Below are 16,861 nucleotides of genomic sequence, written 5' to 3' on the forward strand. Positions count from 1 at the left end.
TGCTCGTGACCGACGACCGGCTCCGTGCTGCTCCACGGAGCCGGGGAGACGTATGTGGCAACGGCAAGAACGGAGCGGTGCTCCGGCGCCATCAGGTCTGCAGACGTCGTCCCCGGCTCGCGATGGTCGTTGCATCGGCGAGGACGCGGAGCATGGCGGCACGTCGAGGGGCGAGGAAGGGGCGGGGATGCGCGGCGAGCCGCGGGGCGAGGTGCATGACGCCGGCCACCGTCGCGGCGATTGCAGCGCCGGCGACGGCGTCGAGCACGAAGTGGTTTCCGGTGGCCATCACGGCGACCACCATCACGGCGGGATGCGCGGCGAACAGGAACCGCGGGAGCCGCCGCCTGGCGGCCCGGAAGCCAGCGAGCCCGACGAGGAGGCTCCAGCCGACATGCATGCTGGGCATCGCCGCATACGGGTTGAAGCGGACGCCCGCGAAGGAGCCGGTGTCGTGGCTCGAGAGGCCGACGGTGTCCGCGATGCCGAGGTCGGGGATCAGGCGCGGCGGCGCGGCCGGGAAGAGGACGAACACGACCGTGGCGATCGAGATCGAGACGAGCGGCGCGGTACGCAGCTCGCGGTAGCACTGCCGGTGGCGGAGCGCGAGCCACACGAGGGTGGCGGCGATCAGCGGCGCGAAACCGGCCATGTAGTAGGCGGAGAAGAACGACTCGAGGGTGGAGAGCGCGTCCTGCACCGTCGCCTCGTGGAAGATGCGAAGCGCGCTCTCGGCAGCGGCGATCTCGCGTCCGTTCCGCAGCGCCTCGTCGGGGCTGCCGATGGTCGCGCCCCGGACGGCGAGATACGCCGCGTACAACGCCGCCCAGACCGCGAGCTCGAACGCCGCGAACCGGAGCAGGCCGGTGCGGAGCAATTCGGCGCCTGCCGCGCGTGGCGGGCGTCCGCCGCGCTGCAGGAGTGCGAGTGAGGCCTGGTAGATCACTCCTGGAGCTTGGCCCTGCCCCGGCGCGGGGACATCGGTGCGCCACCCTGATCCCGCACCCTGATCCGCGGGCCCGGCTCGTCCCCGAGCCGTCGTACGGTGGAGCCTGGCCGTTCTCCGTCGCCGCGAGCACGCGGCGCCCCGTCACCGCGAGATGCCTCGCGCGAGGCCGCGATCTTCCCCATCACCCCGGAGGGTGAGGAGCTGCCTCCGGGCCCACCCGCGGGTGACGACGAGGACACCGCTCAGGCGCGACGCGGGCCGCAGTCGGCCTTCGTACGCTCGCTGCCATGGACGCGACCATCGAGACGCACGGGCCGGCGAAGCGCTACGGCGGGACGTTCGCCGTGGACGATCTCTCGATCGCGGTGCGGTCCGGCCGTGATGTGCGCGCCGCCCCGAAACCGTAGGCGCGTCCCCCGGCCCCCCGCATCGGAGGGCCGTGCCGAGAGATCAGGGTGCGGGATCAGGGTGGCGCCCCGATGTCAGGGGGCGCGCGGAAGCGCAGCCTCCAGCTCATGGATCAACGAGGGCGAGATCGCGTCACACGACCGAGACCGACGCCCCGTCAACGAGGAGGAGCCATGAGCTCGAGCGTCATCACCATCGAGGAAGCGCGGAGCAACCAGACCGGATGGACCGAGCTCGCGAGCCGCGGCAACGACGGCCTCGAGGTCTCCCTCCTCTGGAACCAGGCGACCGACCGCGTGAAGGTCACCGTCGCCGACTCGAAGCTCGACGACGCGTTCGAGCTCCACGTCCCGGGCGCCGAGGCGCTCGAGGCGTTCAACCACCCGTTCGCGTTCGCGGCGAACCGCGGCTTCGGCTTCGGCGGCGCGTTCAGCGAGTCCCACGACCTGCAGCTGCAGGACTGAACCCGAAAGGAGCACTGCCGTGTCACCTCTCAAGCAATCAAGGAGCTTCGCCGCCCGGATGGGCGGCTGGAGCGCGAGTCACTGGAAGACCGCCGTCTTCGGCTGGCTGGCGTTCGTCGTCGTGTCGGTCTTCGTCTCGATGCAGCTCGGGACGACGTTCATCGACCAGAACGAGGCGAACGTCGGCGAGTCCCGGAAGGCCGACCAGATCATCGATCGCGCCGGCTTCAACGTCGACGCGAACGGCGAGACGATCGAGGAGCAGGGCGAGATGGTGCTCCTGCAGTCGAAGACGCTCACCGTGCAGGATCCCGCCTTCCGGGCCGCGATCCAGGACGCCGTCAGGACGGTGCGCTCGTTCCCCGAGGCGCAGAAGCTGAAGTCGCCGCTCGCCGTGGCTCACCCGGACCTCGTGTCACAGGACGGGCGCTCGGCGATGGTGCAGTTCACGCCCGAGGGGACCTACGAGGAAGCGATCCTCTACATCGACGAGATCGTCGCGGCGGTCGACAAGGTCGAGGCCCGTCATCCGGGCTTCTCGATCGAGTCGCTCGGCGTCTCGAGCGAGAAGGCGATCGACGCGGAGATCCAGGGCGGCCTCGCCAAGGCCGGCCTCCTCTCGATCCCGCTGACCATCCTGATCCTGCTGGTCGTGCTGCGCTCGCTCGTCGCGGCGCTGATCCCGCTCCTGCTCGGCGTCACCGCCGTCATGGCGACCATGGGCCCGCTCGCCCTCTCCAGCAAGCTCATCCCGGCGAGCGAGAACATCATGGAGGTCGTCCTCCTGATCGGCCTCGCGGTCGGCGTGGACTACGCGTTGTTCTACATGCGCCGCGAACGGCAGGAACGGGCGGCGGGCCGCTCCGAGCGGGCCGCTCTCGAGGCAGCCGCCGCGACCTCCGGCCGTGCCGTGCTCGTGTCGGGCGTAACCGTCCTGATCGCGATGGCGGGCATGTTCCTGTCCGGCGACAAGACGTTCATGTCGTTCTCCGTCGGGACGATGGTCGTCGTCGCAGTGGCGATGATCGCCTCGCTCACCGTCCTGCCGGCGGTCATCGGGCGGCTCGGAGACAAGGTCGAGAAGGGCAAGGTCCCGTTCGTCGCCCGGCGACGCAGGAGCGAGAGCCGGCTCTGGGGCGCCGTCATCGACCGTGTCCTCCGGCGTCCGCTCGTCTCGGCCCTCGCCGCCGCCGCCGTGCTCGTGGCGCTGGCACTGCCGGCACTCCAGCTGCACACGTCACAGACGGGCATCGAGGGCTTCAGGAGCCCGGCCGTCGAGCCGTTCGAGCGGCTGACCGCGGCGTTCCCCGGCGCACCCGAGCCGGCGGTCCTCGCGATCGAGGCCGACGACGTCACGTCTCCGGCCGTCCGTGACGCAGTCGCGGACCTGGAGCGGAAGGCGCTCGCGACCGGCGAGATGAACCCGCCGATCGACGTCGAGACCAACCGCGACGGCACCGTCACCCGGGTCGAGATCCCGCTCGCCGGGAACGGCACGGACAACGAGTCCACGGCAGCGCTCGCCACCCTGCGTGACGACCTGCTGCCACAGACGCTCGGGCAGGTGGACGGCGTGGACTACGCCGTCACCGGCATGACCGCGAACTCCCGGGACTTCAACGAGTCCCAGACGAGCTCGGCACCGAAGGTGTTCGGCTTCGTGCTCCTGTTCGCGTTCGGCCTGCTGCTCGTCTCGTTCCGCTCGATCGTGATCGCGCTCAAGGCGATCGTCCTCAACCTGCTGTCCGTGGCGGCCGCCTACGGCGTCCTCGTCGCGATCTTCCAGTGGGGCTGGGGCGAGAACCTGCTCGACTTCGAGTCGAACGGCGGAATCGCGAACTGGCTGCCCATGTTCATGTTCGTGATCCTGTTCGGGCTCTCGATGGACTATCACGTGTTCATCCTGAGCCGGATCCGCGAGGCGTACGACCGCGGCCTCGAGACGGACGACGCGATCTCGTACGGGATCCGCTCGACGGCCGGTGTGGTGACGAGCGCGGCAGTCGTGATGGTGGCGGTGTTCGCCGTCTTCGTCACCCTCCCGCTCGTCGATCTCAAGGAGATGGGGCTCGGCCTGGCGGTCGCGGTCCTGATCGACGCGACGATCGTCCGAGCCGTGCTCCTGCCGGCGACGATGAAGCTGCTCGGCGACGCCAACTGGTACCTGCCCTCGTGGCTTCAGTGGCTGCCCCGGTTGGAGCACGAGCGTGCTCCGGCGCCTGAGCCCGAGCCCGCTCCCGCCGCCGCCTGACCCGAGCCACCACGCGCTCCGGCCTCCTTGGAGGCCGGGGCGCCTTCCCCGTGAACGAAAGGAGCCTCCGATGTCGATGTCCGCCGCCCAGACCCCTCCCGCACGACTTGCCACCGTCGCGTCGCACGCGCTGAGCGTGCTCCGCGACGAGACGAAGCTCGTCCGGCTCGCGATCGGGCTCGCCGCGATCCCGATCCTCGACGACAACTTCCTCCACCCGGCGCCCGGGACCGGGGCCGGGGACCACCTCCTGAGCGGCCTCGTCCCGCTCGCGGTCCTTGCAGCCGTCGCGGTCGTCTACCCTCGCCTTCGGGCCGGGCTCCGGGCCGCGACCGCGATGACACTCGGCGCGATCGTCGTCGTGATCGGAGCGCCCGGCGTCTACTACCTGCGGGACGGGAGCGCCGCCTTCGACCACTACACGGCGCTGCTCGGCTTCCCGGCCGGGCTGATCCTGCTCGCGTCCGGGCCAATGACCCTCTGGAAGGCCCGCCGGAGGGGCGGAAGCCGCCGGAGGCGGTACGCGCTGCGCGCGTCGAGCGTCGCGATCGCGGCCGTCTCCGCCCCGCTGCTCTTCGCCCTCGTCGTCTTCCCGATCGCCTTCCCGTACGGCTACTCGCACATCGGGAAGACGACCCCGATCCCGGCGCTCGGCCTCGGCGAGGAGCGGGTGACGGTGACGACGAGCGACTCCCTCGAGCTCGAGGCGGTCTACGTGCCGTCGCGGAACGGCGCGGCGATGGTCGTCTACCCGGGAGCGGGACGGACGGACGTCGGCCGGATGCTCGCCCGCCACGGCTACGGCGTGCTGCTCCTCGAGCCGCGCGGGCAGGGCGGCAGCGAGGGCGACGTCGTGCGCTGGGCCGGCGACACCGACATCATCGCCGGGGCCGAGTACCTCCGGAGCCGCCACGACGTCCAGGACGACCGGGTCGGCGCGATCGGCTTCTCGATCGGGGGCGAGCAGCTGCTCGAGGCCGCCGCCCGCTCGACGGCGATCAAGGCCGTCGTCTCGGAGGGCGCGGGCGGACGCGTGGGCGAGACCCGGTCATCGGGGATCCTCGAGCCCCTCGTCGACACCTCGATGCTCGTGATGACGACCGCGGCGAGCGTCTTCCAGAACCACGGCCCGCACCCGCGGATCGAGGAGCGCATCGGGCTGATCGCGCCCCGCCCCGTCTTCCTCATCTACGCCGTGCCGGGCATGGGCGAGGAGGACATCAGGCAGCCGGCGTTCTACGCAGCGGCGGGCGAGCCGAAGGCGATGTGGCGGGTGCCGGGCTCGAGCCACACCGGCGGCATCGAGGCGCGGCCGGCGGAGTACGAGCGACGCGTGGTCGCGTTCCTCGACCGGTCGCTGCTCGCGGAGGGAGCGCACCGCTCCGGTTGATCGCCGAGCTCTCCCCGGGCGGGTCGCCGAGACGCGACCGCCCGGGGCGGGCCGCTCAGCGCAGAGCAGTGCGGGTCGCGCCGCGCTTCGCGCGGTAGACGATCGGCGAGCGCGCGAGGTACCCGACCGGGACGCTCCAGACGTGCACGAGCCGGGTGTACGGCCAGACCGCGTAGAGGAGCCAGGCGACCGTGACGTGCGCCTGGTAGACGAACGGCGCCTCGACCATCAGCGACCCCTTCGGGTCGAGCGTGAAGACGCTGCGGAACCAGGGGGAGACGGTCTCGCGGTAGTGGTACTCGTCGAGCAGGCCGCCCACGAACGTGCACAGCATCCCGAGCACGATCGTGACGAGGAGCAGCGGGTACATCACCCAGTCGCTGCGAAGGGTCGTCGCGCGGACGCGGTCGATCCTGAGACGCCGGTAGACGAGCAAGAGCGCCCCGAGGCAGAGCAGGAGCCCGGCGGCGCCGCCGACGATCACGGCCATCCAGTGGTAGAAGCCGTCGGAGATGCCGACCGCCCTCGTCCACGAATCGGGCACGAGGATCCCGATCACGTGGCCGCCGATCACCCCGAGGATGCCGAAGTGGAAGGCGAGGCTGCCCACGAGCAGCAGGCGCCGCTCGAGAAGCTGTGTCGAACGCGCGGTCCAGGTGTAGCCGTCGCGGCGGTAGCGCCAGACGTGCCCGACGACGAAGCTCGTCAGCGCGATGTAGGGCAGCAGCACCCACAGAAGCGTGTCCCAGCGACTCACTGCCCGACCTCCGCGAGCTCCGGCGCGCCGAAGGGCTCGAGGCCGACGAGCTCTGCAGGTGGGCCCTCCTCGGCCAGCCTGCGCGCCTCCTCGAGCTGCCGGGCTGTGGGCTGGGGCAGCGCCTCGCAGAGCGCGTCGAGCACGCCCGCGTAGAGGCTTCCACGGTGGTGGAGCGCTGCCCGGACGAGCTCGAGCGGCGGCCGGAACGACGTGAGCAGCTCCCGTCCCTCCGCAGGCCGCTGCGAGGCGAACTCGAGGACGACCGGAAGGTAGTCCGGGAGCTCGGCGCTCTGGAACGGAAGCCCCGCCTCGGCGTAGCGGCGCTTGAGCCGTACGAGCTCGAGACCTCGCTGCCGCCGGTCGCCGTGGGTGTGGTAGGTGAGATGCAGCCCGCACCGGCGGTCGAAGTCGAAGGTCTCGACGTAGGAGCGGCGCAGCTCGGCAAGCGGGGTCGCGGCGAGCGCGTCGAGGGCGGGCTCGAGCGCACGGCGCTCGGCGCGCGGCAGCTCCGCAGCGGCCGCCCGCAGCTCGGGCAGCGCCTCGAGCAGCGCCTCGTCGGGGTACACGAGCAGGACGGCGAGGAGCTTCGCGTTCACGAGCTCCTCCGGAAGTCGAGGAACGCGACGTTCGAGCCGCCGGGGGACGTGGACGCCGGCGCCGCGAGCGGCTTCGCGCCGAACGGGTCCTTGCTCTGCCCGATCGCGCCGCAGCTCCCCGGGCCGCCCTCGAAGTCGAGACCGCACGCGCCCTGGCGCGAGTGCGGGTTGATCCCGATCTCGCCGTGGGTCTGCGGGATCACGTAGCGCTCGTCGTACTTCGCGATCGCGAGCAGCCGGAACATCGCGTCGATGGCGGCGGGCTCCATCCCGACGGAGGCGGCGAGGGCGACGTCGGGCTCGACGCCGAGGTTCCGCTCGCGCGTCCAGCTGCGCATCGCGGCGAGCCGCCGGAGCGCGACGCGGACCGGCTCGGGATCGCCCGCCGTGAGCATGTTGGCGAGGTACTCGATCGGGATGCGGAGCTCGTCGATCGCGGGGAAGACGTCGTCCGGGTCCGCCTCCGAGCCCGGTCCCTCGACGAGGCTCATCACCGGCGAGAGCGGCGGCACGTACCAGACCATCGGCAGCGTCCGGTACTCCGGGTGGAGCGGCAGCGCGACCCGATGCTCGACCGCGAGCGCGTACACGGGCGAGCGGCGGGCGGCGTCGAGCCAGTCCTCGGCGATCCCGTCGCGCCGCGCCTGCTCGCGAACCTCCGGGTCGCCGGGGTCGAGGAACAGCGAGAGCTGCGCCGGGAGCAGGTCCTTCTCGTCGGGAACCGACGCCGCCTCCTGCACGCGGTCGGCGTCGTAGAGCACGACGCCGAGGTAGCGGATCTTGCCGACGCAGGTCTCCGAGCAGATCGTCGGCTGGCCCGCCTCGATGCGCGGGTAGCAGAGCGTGCACTTCTCGGCCTTGCCGGTCGACCAGTTGAAGTAGACCTTCTTGTAGGGGCAGCCGCTCACGCACATCCGCCACGAGCGGCACTGCTCCTGGTCGACGAGCACGATCCCGTCCTCCTCGCGCTTGTACATCGCTCCGGACGGGCACGACGCGACGCACGAGGGATTCAGGCAGTGCTCGCAGATCCGCGGGAGGTAGAACATGAACGCCTTCTCGTACTCGAGACGCACGTGCTCCTCGACGCCGTCCTTGAGGTTCGGGTCGAGGCGCGCGAACTCGGGAGCACCGGCGAGGTCGTCCTCCCAGTTCGGGCCCCACTGCAGGTCGAGGGGACGGCCGGTGACCTGCGACTCCGGGCGCGCCACGGGCTGGTGCTTCGATGCGGGCGCGTTCGTGAGAGTCTCGTAGTCGTAGGTCCAGGGCTCGTAGTAGTCGTCGAGCGTCGGCAGCTCCGGGTTGAAGAACAGCGTCGCGAGCTTGCGGAGCCGGCCGCCCGCCTTGAGCCTGAGCTTCCCGCCCTTGAGCTCCCAGCCGCCCTTCCAGCGTTCCTGGTCCTCCCAGCGCTTCGGGTACCCGACGCCGGGCTTCGTCTCGACGTCGTTGAACCAGACGTACTCGGTGCCGCGGCGGTTCGTCCACACGTTTTTGCAGGTGACCGAGCAGGTGTGGCACCCGATGCACTTGTCGAGGTTCATCACCATCGCGATCTGGGCTCGGACCTGCACTAGTAGACGACCTCCCCGAGAAGCTTCCGCACGGCGACCATCTCGTCGCGCTGCGTGCCGGTCGGGCCGTAGTAGTTGAACCCGTACGAGAGCTGCGCGTAGCCGCCGATCAGGTGCGTCGGCTTCATCGAGATCCGGGTCACCGAGTTGTCCGTGCCCCCGCGCGTCCCGGACAGCTCGCTCCTCGGGACATTCACGTGCCGGTCCTGCGAGTGGTACATCAGCCCGACGCCCGGCGGGATCCGGTGCGAGACCACCGCCCGTGCGGTGACGACGCCGTTCCGGTTGAACACCTCGACCCAGTCGTTGTCGGCGACCTCGATCTCGTTCGCGTCGACGTCGGACATCCACACCACCGGCCCCCCGCGAAACAGCGTCAGCATATGGAGGTTGTCCTGGAACTCCGAGTGGATCGACCACTTCGAGTGCGGGCTCAGCCAGCGCAGGTGGAGCTCCTTCCGCGTGGGGTCGCCGGAGAGCTGCTCGCCCACCACGCCGAGGACGTTGAGCGGCGGGCGATACGTGGGGAGGCCCTCGCCGTACTCGAGCATCCACGCGTGCTCGACGTAGAGCTGCTGGCGCCCCGTGAGCGTCCTGAACGGGACGTCCCGCTCGACGTTGATCGTGAACGGGTTGTAGCGCCGGTCGCGCGACTCCATGCCCGACCACTCCGGCGAGGCGAGCACCTTGCGCGGCTGCACCTGCGTGTCGCCGAACGTGATCCGGACGTCGGCGTGCTCCTCTGCGATGTCCGCCAAATGCGTCCCCGTCCGCTGCTCGAGCCCCCTGAATCCCTCGACGGCCAACCGACCGTTCGACACGCCCGAGAGGGCGAGGATCGCCTCGCACATGTGCACGTCGCGGGTCAGCGCCGGCCGCCCGTCGACCTCGCCGTTCGCCGCGCGCAGCTCGTCGATCTCGACCGTCGGCTTGAGCGGGATCCCCTTCGCCGAGGAGCCGAGCTGCTCGGCCAGCGGCCCCAGGGCGCGCCACTTCCTGTACACCGCCGTGTAGTCCCGCTCGACCGGGAGGAGCTTCGGCATCGTCTTCCCGGGGACGGGCTCGCACTCGCCGCGCTTCCAGTCGCGCACCTCGCCGAGCGGCTGCGCCAGCTCGTCCGGCGTGTCGTGCAGGAGCGGTGCGGCGACGAGGTCGGTTCGCGTGCCGAGGTGCTTCTCGGCCAGCTCGGAGAACCGCTCGGCCACGCGGGCGAAGATGTCGAAGTCGGTGCGGGCCTCCCACGGGGGCGGGACGGCCTGGTTGAACGAGTGGACGAACGGGTGCAGGTCGGTGGACGAGAGGTCGTGCTTCTCGTACCACGTGGCGGCGGGCAGGACGACGTCGGAGTAGAGGGCCGAGCCGTTCATCCGGAAGTCGATGGTCGTGAACAGGTCGAACTTCCCGGTCGGCGCCTCCTCGCGCCAGACGACGTCGTCCGGGCGCTCCTCCGGAGTCGACTCGGTGTTCCGCACGGCGGCGTCCTCGACGCCGAGGACGTGCCGGAGGAAGTACTCGTGCCCCTTGCTCGACGAGCCGAGCAGGTTCGCCCGCCAGAGCGTCAGGACGCGCGGGAAGTTCTCGGGCGCGTCTGGGTCCTCGGCCGCGAACCGGAGCTCGCCCGCCTTCAGCCGCTCGACGACGTACGCGGGCGCCTCCATGCCCGCCTCCGCCGCCTCGCGCGTCAGCTCCAGCGGGTTGCGGTCGAACGTCGGGTACGACGGCATCCAGCCGAGACGGGCCGCGAGCGCGTTGCAGTCCGCCACGTGCATCCCGTCGAGCACGCCCGTGCCGAGCGGCGTCGCGTACGCGTCGGCGCGCGTGCGCTGGTAGCGGAACTGGTCGCTCGCCAGGAACCAGAACGGCGTCGTCGCCTGCTGGCGCGGGGGCCGGTTCCAGTCGAGCGCGAACGCCAGGGTCGACCAGCCGCTGATCGGCCGCACCTTCTCCTGGCCGACGTAGTGCGCCCAGCCGCCGCCGTTGACGCCCTGGCACCCGCACAGGGCGACCAGCTGGAGGATCGCACGGTAGACCTGATCGGAGTGGAACCAGTGGTTCGTGCCGGCACCGAGCACGATCATCGAGCGGCCGTTCGAGCGCTCCGCGTTGCGGGCGAACTCGCGCGCAACCCGTGTCACGCGCCCGGCGTCGACGCCGGTGATCGGCTCTTGCCAGGCGGGCGTGTACGGCTCCGACGGGTCGTCGTAGTCCGTCGGCCACGTCCCGGGGAGCCCCTCGCGGTGGACGCCGAGCTGGGCCGCCATGAGATCGAACACCGTGGTCACCAGACGGTCGCCGAGGCGCTTCGCCGGGACGCCGCGCCGTAGCACCTCGCCACCCGCGTCGCCGACGTCGAAGCGCGGCAGGTCGAGCCCGACGAGCTCGTCGTGACGCCCGAGCAGCGTCAGCGCCGGGTCGACGTCGCCGAGCTCGAGGTTCCACTTGCCCATCCCCTCGTCGCCCCAGCGGAAGCCGATCGAGCCGTGCGGGACCGCCGGCTCGCCGGTCCGTGCGTCGAGGAGCACGGTCTTCCACTCGGCGTTCTCGGCCGTGTCCCCGAGATCCGACGCACGCAGGAAGCGGTCGGCGACGTAGGCGCCGTCGCGCTCGCGCAGCGTGACGAGGAACGGCAGGTCTGTCGTGCGCTTCACGTACTCGTCGAACCACGGCACCGTCCGCTGGACGTGGAACTCCCGGAAGACGACGTGCGCCATCGCCATCGCGAGCGCGCCGTCCGTCCCGGCGGCGGCGGGAAGCCAGTGGTCCGCGAACTTCGTGTGACCGGCGAAATCGGGCGAGACCACGACGACCTTCTGGCCGCGGTAGCGCGCCTCGGTCATGAAGTGGGCGTCCGGTGTCCGCGTCTGCGGGATGTTCGAGCCCCAGAGGACGATGTAGCTCGCGTTCCACCAGTCCGCCGACTCGGGGACGTCCGTCTGGTCACCCCACATCTGGGGTGAGGCGGGCGGGAGGTCGGCGTACCAGTCGTAGAAGCTCAGGCAGATCCCGCCGATCAGCGACAGGAACCGCGTCCCGGCCGCGTACGAGACCATCGACATCGCCGGGATCGGCGTGAAGCCCGCGATGCGGTCGGGCCCGTAGCGCTGCACCGTGTAGACGTGCGCCGCCGAGACGATGTCGACGACGTCGTCCCAGGTCGCGCGTACGAAGCCCCCTTTCCCGCGTACGGACTTGTACGAGCGGGCCTTGTCGGGGTCCTCGACGATCGAGGCCCACGCCTCCACCGGGTCGCCGCCGTGCCGGTCGCGCGCCTCGCGGAAGAGATCGAGCAGCACTCCCCGGACGTACGGATAGCGCACCCGGATCGGCGAGTAGAGGTACCAGCTGAACGAGGCGCCGCGCGGGCAGCCCCGTGGCTCGTACTCCGGCACGTCGGGCCCGTTCGTCGGATAGTCGGTCTGCTGCGTCTCCCAGGCGACGATCCCGTCCTTGACGTGGATCTTCCAGGAGCACGAGCCGGTGCAGTTGACGCCGTGCGTGGAGCGGACGACCTTGTCGTGCTGCCAGCGCTCGCGATAGAAGCGCTCCCACTCGCGCCCGTCGCGCTGCGTTGTGCTCCAGCCGTCGGACGACCCCGGATCGGTGCCGAAGAAGAGCGGCCGGGCGAGCAGGCTCACGCGGTGACCTCGCGCGGTGCCCGCGTGGCGCGATGCATCGTCAGGGCGACCACGAGGCACACCACCGTGAATGCGAGCAGGCCGATGAAACCGAGCGCATACGTGTCGAAGTGATCCTTCACGATTCCCATGACGACGGGTGGGAAGAACCCGCCCAGCCCCCCTGCGGCGCCGACGATCCCCGTCGCTGCGCCGGTCGCCTGTGGAAAGTCGTGGGGAACGGCCTTGAACACGGCACCGTTGCCAAGACCGAGGAACGCTGCCAGCGTGAGACAGGCGATCGTCACCGGCACGATCGTCGGGTCGCCCGAGAGAAACGCGAGCCACGCCGCGTCGAGCCCGGCGCCGACGAACACGCCGATCAGGACCGTCGCCGCGCCGAGCCTGTCGGACAGGATCCCGCCGACGGGGCGGGCGAGCGTCGCGACGGCGGTGAAGCCCGCCGCACGCAGGCCGGCGTCGGTCAGCGAGAGATCGAACCAGTCTCGCAGGAGCTTGGGCAGGAACACCGCCATCGCGACGAACCCTCCGAACGTGACGAAGTAGAGGAGCGCCAGCCGCCACAGCTTCCAGCCCGAGCGGAGCACCGCGCCGTAGCGGACCGCGGTGCCTCGTGGGGGGTCCTCGGCCATCCGGTAGAAGACGGCCGCGGTCGCGAGCAGGAGCGCTGCGGCGAGGATCCCGAGCGCACCGCGCCCGAACCACTCGACGATCGCCGGGGCGCTGAACGCCGCGACGGCCGTCCCGATGTTCCCCATCCCGTACACGCCCAGCGCGAATCCCTGCCGCTCCTTCGGGTACCAGCCGGCGACGAACGGGACACCCACCGCGAACGACGAGCCGGCGATGCCGAGAAAGAACCCGACGACGATGAGGGCCGCGTATCCCTCGACGAAGCCGAAGATCGCCGCAGGGATCGCGGACACGGTGAGCACGACCGGGAACATCACGCGGCCGCCGAGTCTGTCCGTCAGCGCGCCGACCGGTATCCGCAGCACCGACCCGAGAATCACGGGAACCGCGGTCAGCGCGAGCGTGCGCGTGTTCGAAAGGTCGAGGTCGTCCTGGAAGCGCTTCGCGAGCGGGGCGATCAGGCTCCAGCCCACGAAGGCGACCGCGAACGCGAGCGTCGCCAGCGTGAGGTTCCTCGTCGCCGTGCGCCCCGCGTCCACGGTCCCGGTTCTCCTAGCTCCTCGATTCGAGCGCGAGCGCGCGGGGGAACAGCACGTTGTTCTCCTCGTGCACGTGCCGGTGCGTGTCGAGCTCGAGCGTCCTGAGCCGGTCGAGCATGGCCCGATAGGAGTTGCACGCGTCGACCGGCGGCTCGTAGCCGGACGTGAGCGCCCTCAGCCGCGCGAGGCCATCCGCGACCTCGTCGTGCTCGTGCAGCATGACCGCGATCGGGCTCTCCACCGAGCCTGACGCCGGCTCGGCGTCGCCCTCCTCCAGGGCCACGCACGCAGGGAACAGGACGTGCTCCTCCTTCAGCATGTGCTCGGAGAGCTCCACGGCGATGCCCGCGAACGTGGCTCGCACGTCGGCCAGCTCGGGGTGGGTGTCCCCGTGGGCCCGCGCGACCTTGTCGACCAGCAACTCGAGCCGCGGCAGCTCCTCCCGCAGGTAGCCGTGGTGGTGCTCGACGATGTGGTCGACGAGCGTGGAGACGGGGGCCACCGTCCAGTCCACGTCCTCCGCCTCGGGCGCCCGGGGTTCGCGCAGCGCCGCGATCACCGCGCCGACGTCGAGGCCCCGGTCGGCGCAGGCCGCCTCGAGCGGGGTCTTGCCCCCGCAGCAGTAGTCGATGCCGAATCGCTCGAAGACGCGGGCCCGGCTGGGCTCCTCGAGCACGAGCTCGGCGACCTGGGCGTCGGTCCTGATGGTGTTCAAGCGTACGTCCTTTCCTCGATCTCCGTGGCTTCCTCGGTATGACACTCCGCGTCGACGCAGACGCACAGGCGGTCACTCCGCAGGCAGACGAGCCCGCGGTAGGTGACGCCGTCGTCCTCGAGGACGACGAGTCGCGTCGCGCCCGTTCTGTCGAGCTCCGCGAGGGCCTGCCCCGACGGCGTCCCCGCGAGCGCGGTCTGCAGGGCGCGGGACGCGATCGCGGCGACGGCGGTCTCGGGCGCGAGGTCGTCGGCGAGAGAATCCCGCTCCACCGCGCCGACGTAGGCCTTCCCGTCGAGGACGGGCAGGACGCGTACGGAACCGTTGGCGAACAGCCCACGTGCCGTCGCGACCGTGTCGGTCGCGGCCAGCAGCTTGCCGCGTGTCGTGACCGCCGCAGAGACCGGCAGGCTCGCGAGCTCGCGCCTGGAGCGGACGGTCGTCATGCGCGTGCCTCGCTCACTTCCGCCGACGATAGTACAGTTCTTCACCAAACGTTGAGCGGAGTACCTACTGATGCGACTGCGGTTTTCCCGAACGGCTGACTACGGCCTGCGTGCCACGCTCGAAGTCGCCCGTGCGCAGGGCCGGCTCGTCCCACGCCGCGAGCTCTCGACGGTCACGGGCGCGCCTCTGTCCGTGCTCGCGCAGCCGCTCGCGGCGCTCGCGCGCGCCGACGTGCTCGCCGCTCAGGCCGGCCCTCGGGGCGGCTACCGCCTCGCCCGCCCCGCCCGGGACATCTCCGTCTACGACGTCGTCCTCGCGATCGACGGCGAGGGTCGTGTCGAGCGATGCGTGCTGCACGAGGGGGTGTGCAGCTGGGAGGGCGCGTGCCCGTTCCATGCCGTGCTCGCGAAGGCGCAGGAACGGTTCACGGACACCTTGCGCTCCACCAGCCTCGAGGATGTGCTCACGGAGACGCCGCTGCCGATTCGCTGAGCCGATCGGTCGTCGCGGCAGCCGCGTTCGCGGTCAGGGCTCCTGGTCGCCCTCGCCCGGATCCTCGTCCTCGGCGAGCCGGCGCTGGAGCACCGCCCGGGAGATGACACCCACCAGGCGCCCGTCGTCCACCACCGGCACGCGCTCGGCGTCCTCCTCCTCGATGAACCTGAAGGCCTCGTCGAGCGGGGTGTCGGCCTCGATCGTGTAGTAGGGCGGCTCGGCGATGTCCTCCACCCTCGTCGCCTCCGGATCGCGACCCTCCGCGACGACCTGCGCGACCAGGGTCTTGCGAGTCACGACTCCGAGGAGCTCGCCGGCCGGGCCGACGACGTAGACCGCGCGAACCTCGGGGGGCGTGAGCACCTCGCCCGCCTCCCGGGCCGTGGCCGTCGCGGGCAGCGCACGCGGCTCGGTGATCATCGCGTCGCGGACACGCGCGCTCGACTCCTCGGACATCAACGATCTCCCCTCTCGACCACCGCTACGGGTAGAGCCCGCGGGCCTCGAGAGCCGACGAGACGTCCCTGATCCCCGCCACGAGCGCGGCTGTCCTCATTGCGATGTCCCGCTCCTGGGCGATCTCCCACACCCGGTCGAAGGCGTCGTTGAGCTTCTCGGCCAGCTTCGCGCGGATCTCGTCGCGCCCCCAGAACAGCCGGCCGAGGTCCTGGACCCACTCGAAGTACGAGACGGTGACGCCGCCGGCGTTCGTGAGGATGTCGGGAAGGATCAGGATCCCCCGCTCGCGCAGGACGGCATCCCCCTCGAGCGACGTCGGGCCGTTCGCGCCCTCCGCGATCAGCCGGCAGCGCAGCCGATGCGCGTTGTCGCCGTGGATCTGATCCTCTCTCGCGGCGAGCACGAGGATGTCGCACTCGAGCTCGAGGAGCTCATCGTTCGTGATCCTCGCTCCCTGCCAGTCCTCGAGCGAGCCGTTGTCGCGCGCGTACGCGCTCATCGTCGGGATGTCGAGCCCTTCCGGGTCGTGCACGCCCCCGGAGACGTCGGACACCCCGATCACGGTCGCCCCACGGTCGACGAGCTCCTGGGCGGCGATCCCGCCGACGTTGCCGAAGCCCTGCACGACGCACCGCTGCTCCGAGAGCCTCCAGCCGAGGCGCTCGCACGCGCGGGCGATCACCATCACCACACCCGCTCCGGTCGCCTCGTGGCGGAAGACGGAGCCACCGATCGAGATCGGCTTGCCCGTGACGATCTCCGGCACGGCGTGGCCCCGCTGCATCGAGTAGGTGTCCATCATCCAGGCCATCGTCTGCTCGTTCGTCGCCATGTCGGGCGCGGGGATGTCCTCCTGGGGTCCGATGAAGGGCAGGAGCTCCGACGTGAACCGGCGCGTGAGGCGCTCGAGCTCGGAGCGCGACATCTCCCTCGGGTTGCACCGCACGCCGCCCTTGGCGCCTCCGTACGGCAGCCGCAGCAGCGCGCACTTCCACGTCATCCACACCGCCAGCGCGGCGCACTCTCCCAGCGAGACCTCGGGGTCGTAACGGACGCCGCCCTTCGTGGGCCCCAACACGCTCGAGTGCTGTACGCGGTATCCGGGGAAGACGACCCTCGCGCCGCTGTCGAGGCTCATCGGGCAGGAGACCATGATCGAGCGCTCGGGGTGGCGCAGCCGCTCGGCGACGCCCGGATCGACGTCCGCGTACGGCACCGCCTCGTCGAACTGCGCGATCGCGGTGCGGTAGAGCGGCGTGTCGAACTCGAGCTGGGCGAACGACGGGACGTGCTCGGTGCTCGCCATCGCGCGGTGAGTGTATCCGCGCGGCTGCGTGCGCCTCGGTCCCGCACCGATGCTTTCCTTCGACACGGTCTCAGGCAGCTCCCTTCGCGGGCGTAGCCCCAGAGGCGGATTGAGCATGCGCGGGCGAAGGGGGACGTCCGTGCGAACACTCACCAACGAAGCGGTCCACCCATGCGTCTCCCGTCGCAGCCGGAGGCCGGCTCTCGCCCGGCCGGGAGGCCAGACGCGGTTCGGCCATGCGCTGCC

Annotated in this window: 14 protein-coding genes; 4 read left to right on the forward strand and 10 right to left on the reverse strand. The window is 70.9% G+C overall.

Translation table 11 applies throughout. The features are described from left to right. Window positions 1-91: 91 nt before the first annotated feature. The gene (locus tag VFO26_RS08580; protein ID WP_325114530.1) at window positions 92-946 is read right to left on the reverse strand and encodes a phosphatase PAP2 family protein; all 855 of its coding nucleotides are present in this window, start codon (window positions 944-946) and stop codon (window positions 92-94) included. Between the two features lie 584 nt (window positions 947-1,530). Here VFO26_RS08580 and VFO26_RS08585 point away from each other — a divergent pair. The 3 genes from VFO26_RS08585 to VFO26_RS08595 all read left to right on the forward strand — a co-directional run bounded on the left by VFO26_RS08585 (window position 1,531) and on the right by VFO26_RS08595 (window position 5,462). Next, entirely contained in the window at window positions 1,531-1,821 is a 291-nt protein-coding gene (locus VFO26_RS08585) for a hypothetical protein (protein ID WP_325114531.1), read from the forward strand. A 19-nt stretch (window positions 1,822-1,840) separates the two neighbouring features. Beyond that, window positions 1,841-4,072: an MMPL family transporter gene (locus VFO26_RS08590; protein ID WP_325114532.1), complete on the forward strand. Its 2,232-nt coding sequence runs from the start codon at window positions 1,841-1,843 to the stop codon at window positions 4,070-4,072. 70 nt (window positions 4,073-4,142) lie between these two features. Continuing rightward, entirely contained in the window at window positions 4,143-5,462 is a 1,320-nt protein-coding gene (locus tag VFO26_RS08595; RefSeq protein WP_325114533.1) for an alpha/beta hydrolase, read from the forward strand. A 55-nt stretch (window positions 5,463-5,517) separates the two neighbouring features. On the opposite strand, the gene narI is transcribed toward VFO26_RS08595, so the two are convergent. From narI to VFO26_RS08630, 7 genes are read right to left on the reverse strand one after another with little or no spacing between them, the layout of a single operon-like run. Beyond that, complete coding sequence (gene narI / locus VFO26_RS08600; protein WP_325114534.1) at window positions 5,518-6,219, reverse strand: respiratory nitrate reductase subunit gamma; 702 nt, start codon at window positions 6,217-6,219, stop codon at window positions 5,518-5,520. Then, entirely contained in the window at window positions 6,216-6,815 is a 600-nt protein-coding gene (narJ, locus tag VFO26_RS08605; protein WP_325114535.1) for a nitrate reductase molybdenum cofactor assembly chaperone, read from the reverse strand. The genes narI and narJ overlap by 4 nt, the downstream gene beginning before the upstream one ends. Continuing rightward, window positions 6,812-8,386, reverse strand: coding sequence for a nitrate reductase subunit beta (narH, locus tag VFO26_RS08610; RefSeq protein ID WP_325114536.1), 1,575 nt, complete (start codon window positions 8,384-8,386; stop codon window positions 6,812-6,814). The genes narJ and narH overlap by 4 nt, the downstream gene beginning before the upstream one ends. Then, entirely contained in the window at window positions 8,386-12,021 is a 3,636-nt protein-coding gene (locus VFO26_RS08615) for a nitrate reductase subunit alpha (protein ID WP_325114537.1), read from the reverse strand. The genes narH and VFO26_RS08615 overlap by 1 nt, the downstream gene beginning before the upstream one ends. Next, window positions 12,018-13,193 (reverse strand): MFS transporter, encoded by a 1,176-nt coding sequence (locus VFO26_RS08620; RefSeq protein ID WP_325114538.1) that lies wholly within the window; start codon window positions 13,191-13,193, stop codon window positions 12,018-12,020. Before VFO26_RS08620 ends, VFO26_RS08615 begins: the two co-directional genes overlap by 4 nt. 13 nt (window positions 13,194-13,206) lie before the next feature. Next, complete coding sequence (gene ric, locus VFO26_RS08625; RefSeq protein WP_325114539.1) at window positions 13,207-13,908, reverse strand: iron-sulfur cluster repair di-iron protein; 702 nt, start codon at window positions 13,906-13,908, stop codon at window positions 13,207-13,209. Beyond that, window positions 13,905-14,354 (reverse strand): hypothetical protein, encoded by a 450-nt coding sequence (locus tag VFO26_RS08630; RefSeq protein WP_325114540.1) that lies wholly within the window; start codon window positions 14,352-14,354, stop codon window positions 13,905-13,907. Before VFO26_RS08630 ends, ric begins: the two co-directional genes overlap by 4 nt. A 70-nt stretch (window positions 14,355-14,424) precedes the next feature. On the opposite strand from VFO26_RS08630, the gene VFO26_RS08635 reads away from it, so the two are divergent. Continuing rightward, window positions 14,425-14,847, forward strand: a complete 423-nt coding sequence (locus VFO26_RS08635; RefSeq protein WP_325114541.1) for an Rrf2 family transcriptional regulator — start codon at window positions 14,425-14,427, stop codon at window positions 14,845-14,847. Between the two features lie 33 nt (window positions 14,848-14,880). Here VFO26_RS08635 and VFO26_RS08640 read toward each other — a convergent pair whose 3' ends face one another. Together VFO26_RS08640 and VFO26_RS08645 are read right to left on the reverse strand one after the other, a co-directional pair. Further along, entirely contained in the window at window positions 14,881-15,306 is a 426-nt protein-coding gene (locus VFO26_RS08640) for a CBS domain-containing protein (RefSeq protein WP_325114542.1), read from the reverse strand. Between the two features lie 25 nt (window positions 15,307-15,331). Beyond that, a complete protein-coding gene (locus VFO26_RS08645; RefSeq protein ID WP_325114543.1) occupies window positions 15,332-16,615 on the reverse strand; it encodes a Glu/Leu/Phe/Val dehydrogenase in 1,284 nt (427 codons plus the stop codon). Between the last annotated feature and the right edge of the window lie 246 nt (window positions 16,616-16,861).

This window comes from Gaiella sp., assembly GCF_035710885.1.
GTDB lineage: Bacteria > Actinomycetota > Thermoleophilia > Gaiellales > Gaiellaceae > Gaiella.

Coding starts and splice junctions, on each gene's coding strand:
- VFO26_RS08635 (WP_325114541.1), top strand. CDS start 14,425: ATGCGACTGCGGTTTTCCCGAACGGCTGACTACGGCCTGCGTGCCACG.
- VFO26_RS08585 (WP_325114531.1), top strand. CDS start 1,531: ATGAGCTCGAGCGTCATCACCATCGAGGAAGCGCGGAGCAACCAGACC.
- VFO26_RS08640 (WP_325114542.1), bottom strand. CDS start 15,306: ATGTCCGAGGAGTCGAGCGCGCGTGTCCGCGACGCGATGATCACCGAG.
- VFO26_RS08630 (WP_325114540.1), bottom strand. CDS start 14,354: ATGACGACCGTCCGCTCCAGGCGCGAGCTCGCGAGCCTGCCGGTCTCT.
- VFO26_RS08645 (WP_325114543.1), bottom strand. CDS start 16,615: ATGGCGAGCACCGAGCACGTCCCGTCGTTCGCCCAGCTCGAGTTCGAC.
- VFO26_RS08595 (WP_325114533.1), top strand. CDS start 4,143: ATGTCGATGTCCGCCGCCCAGACCCCTCCCGCACGACTTGCCACCGTC.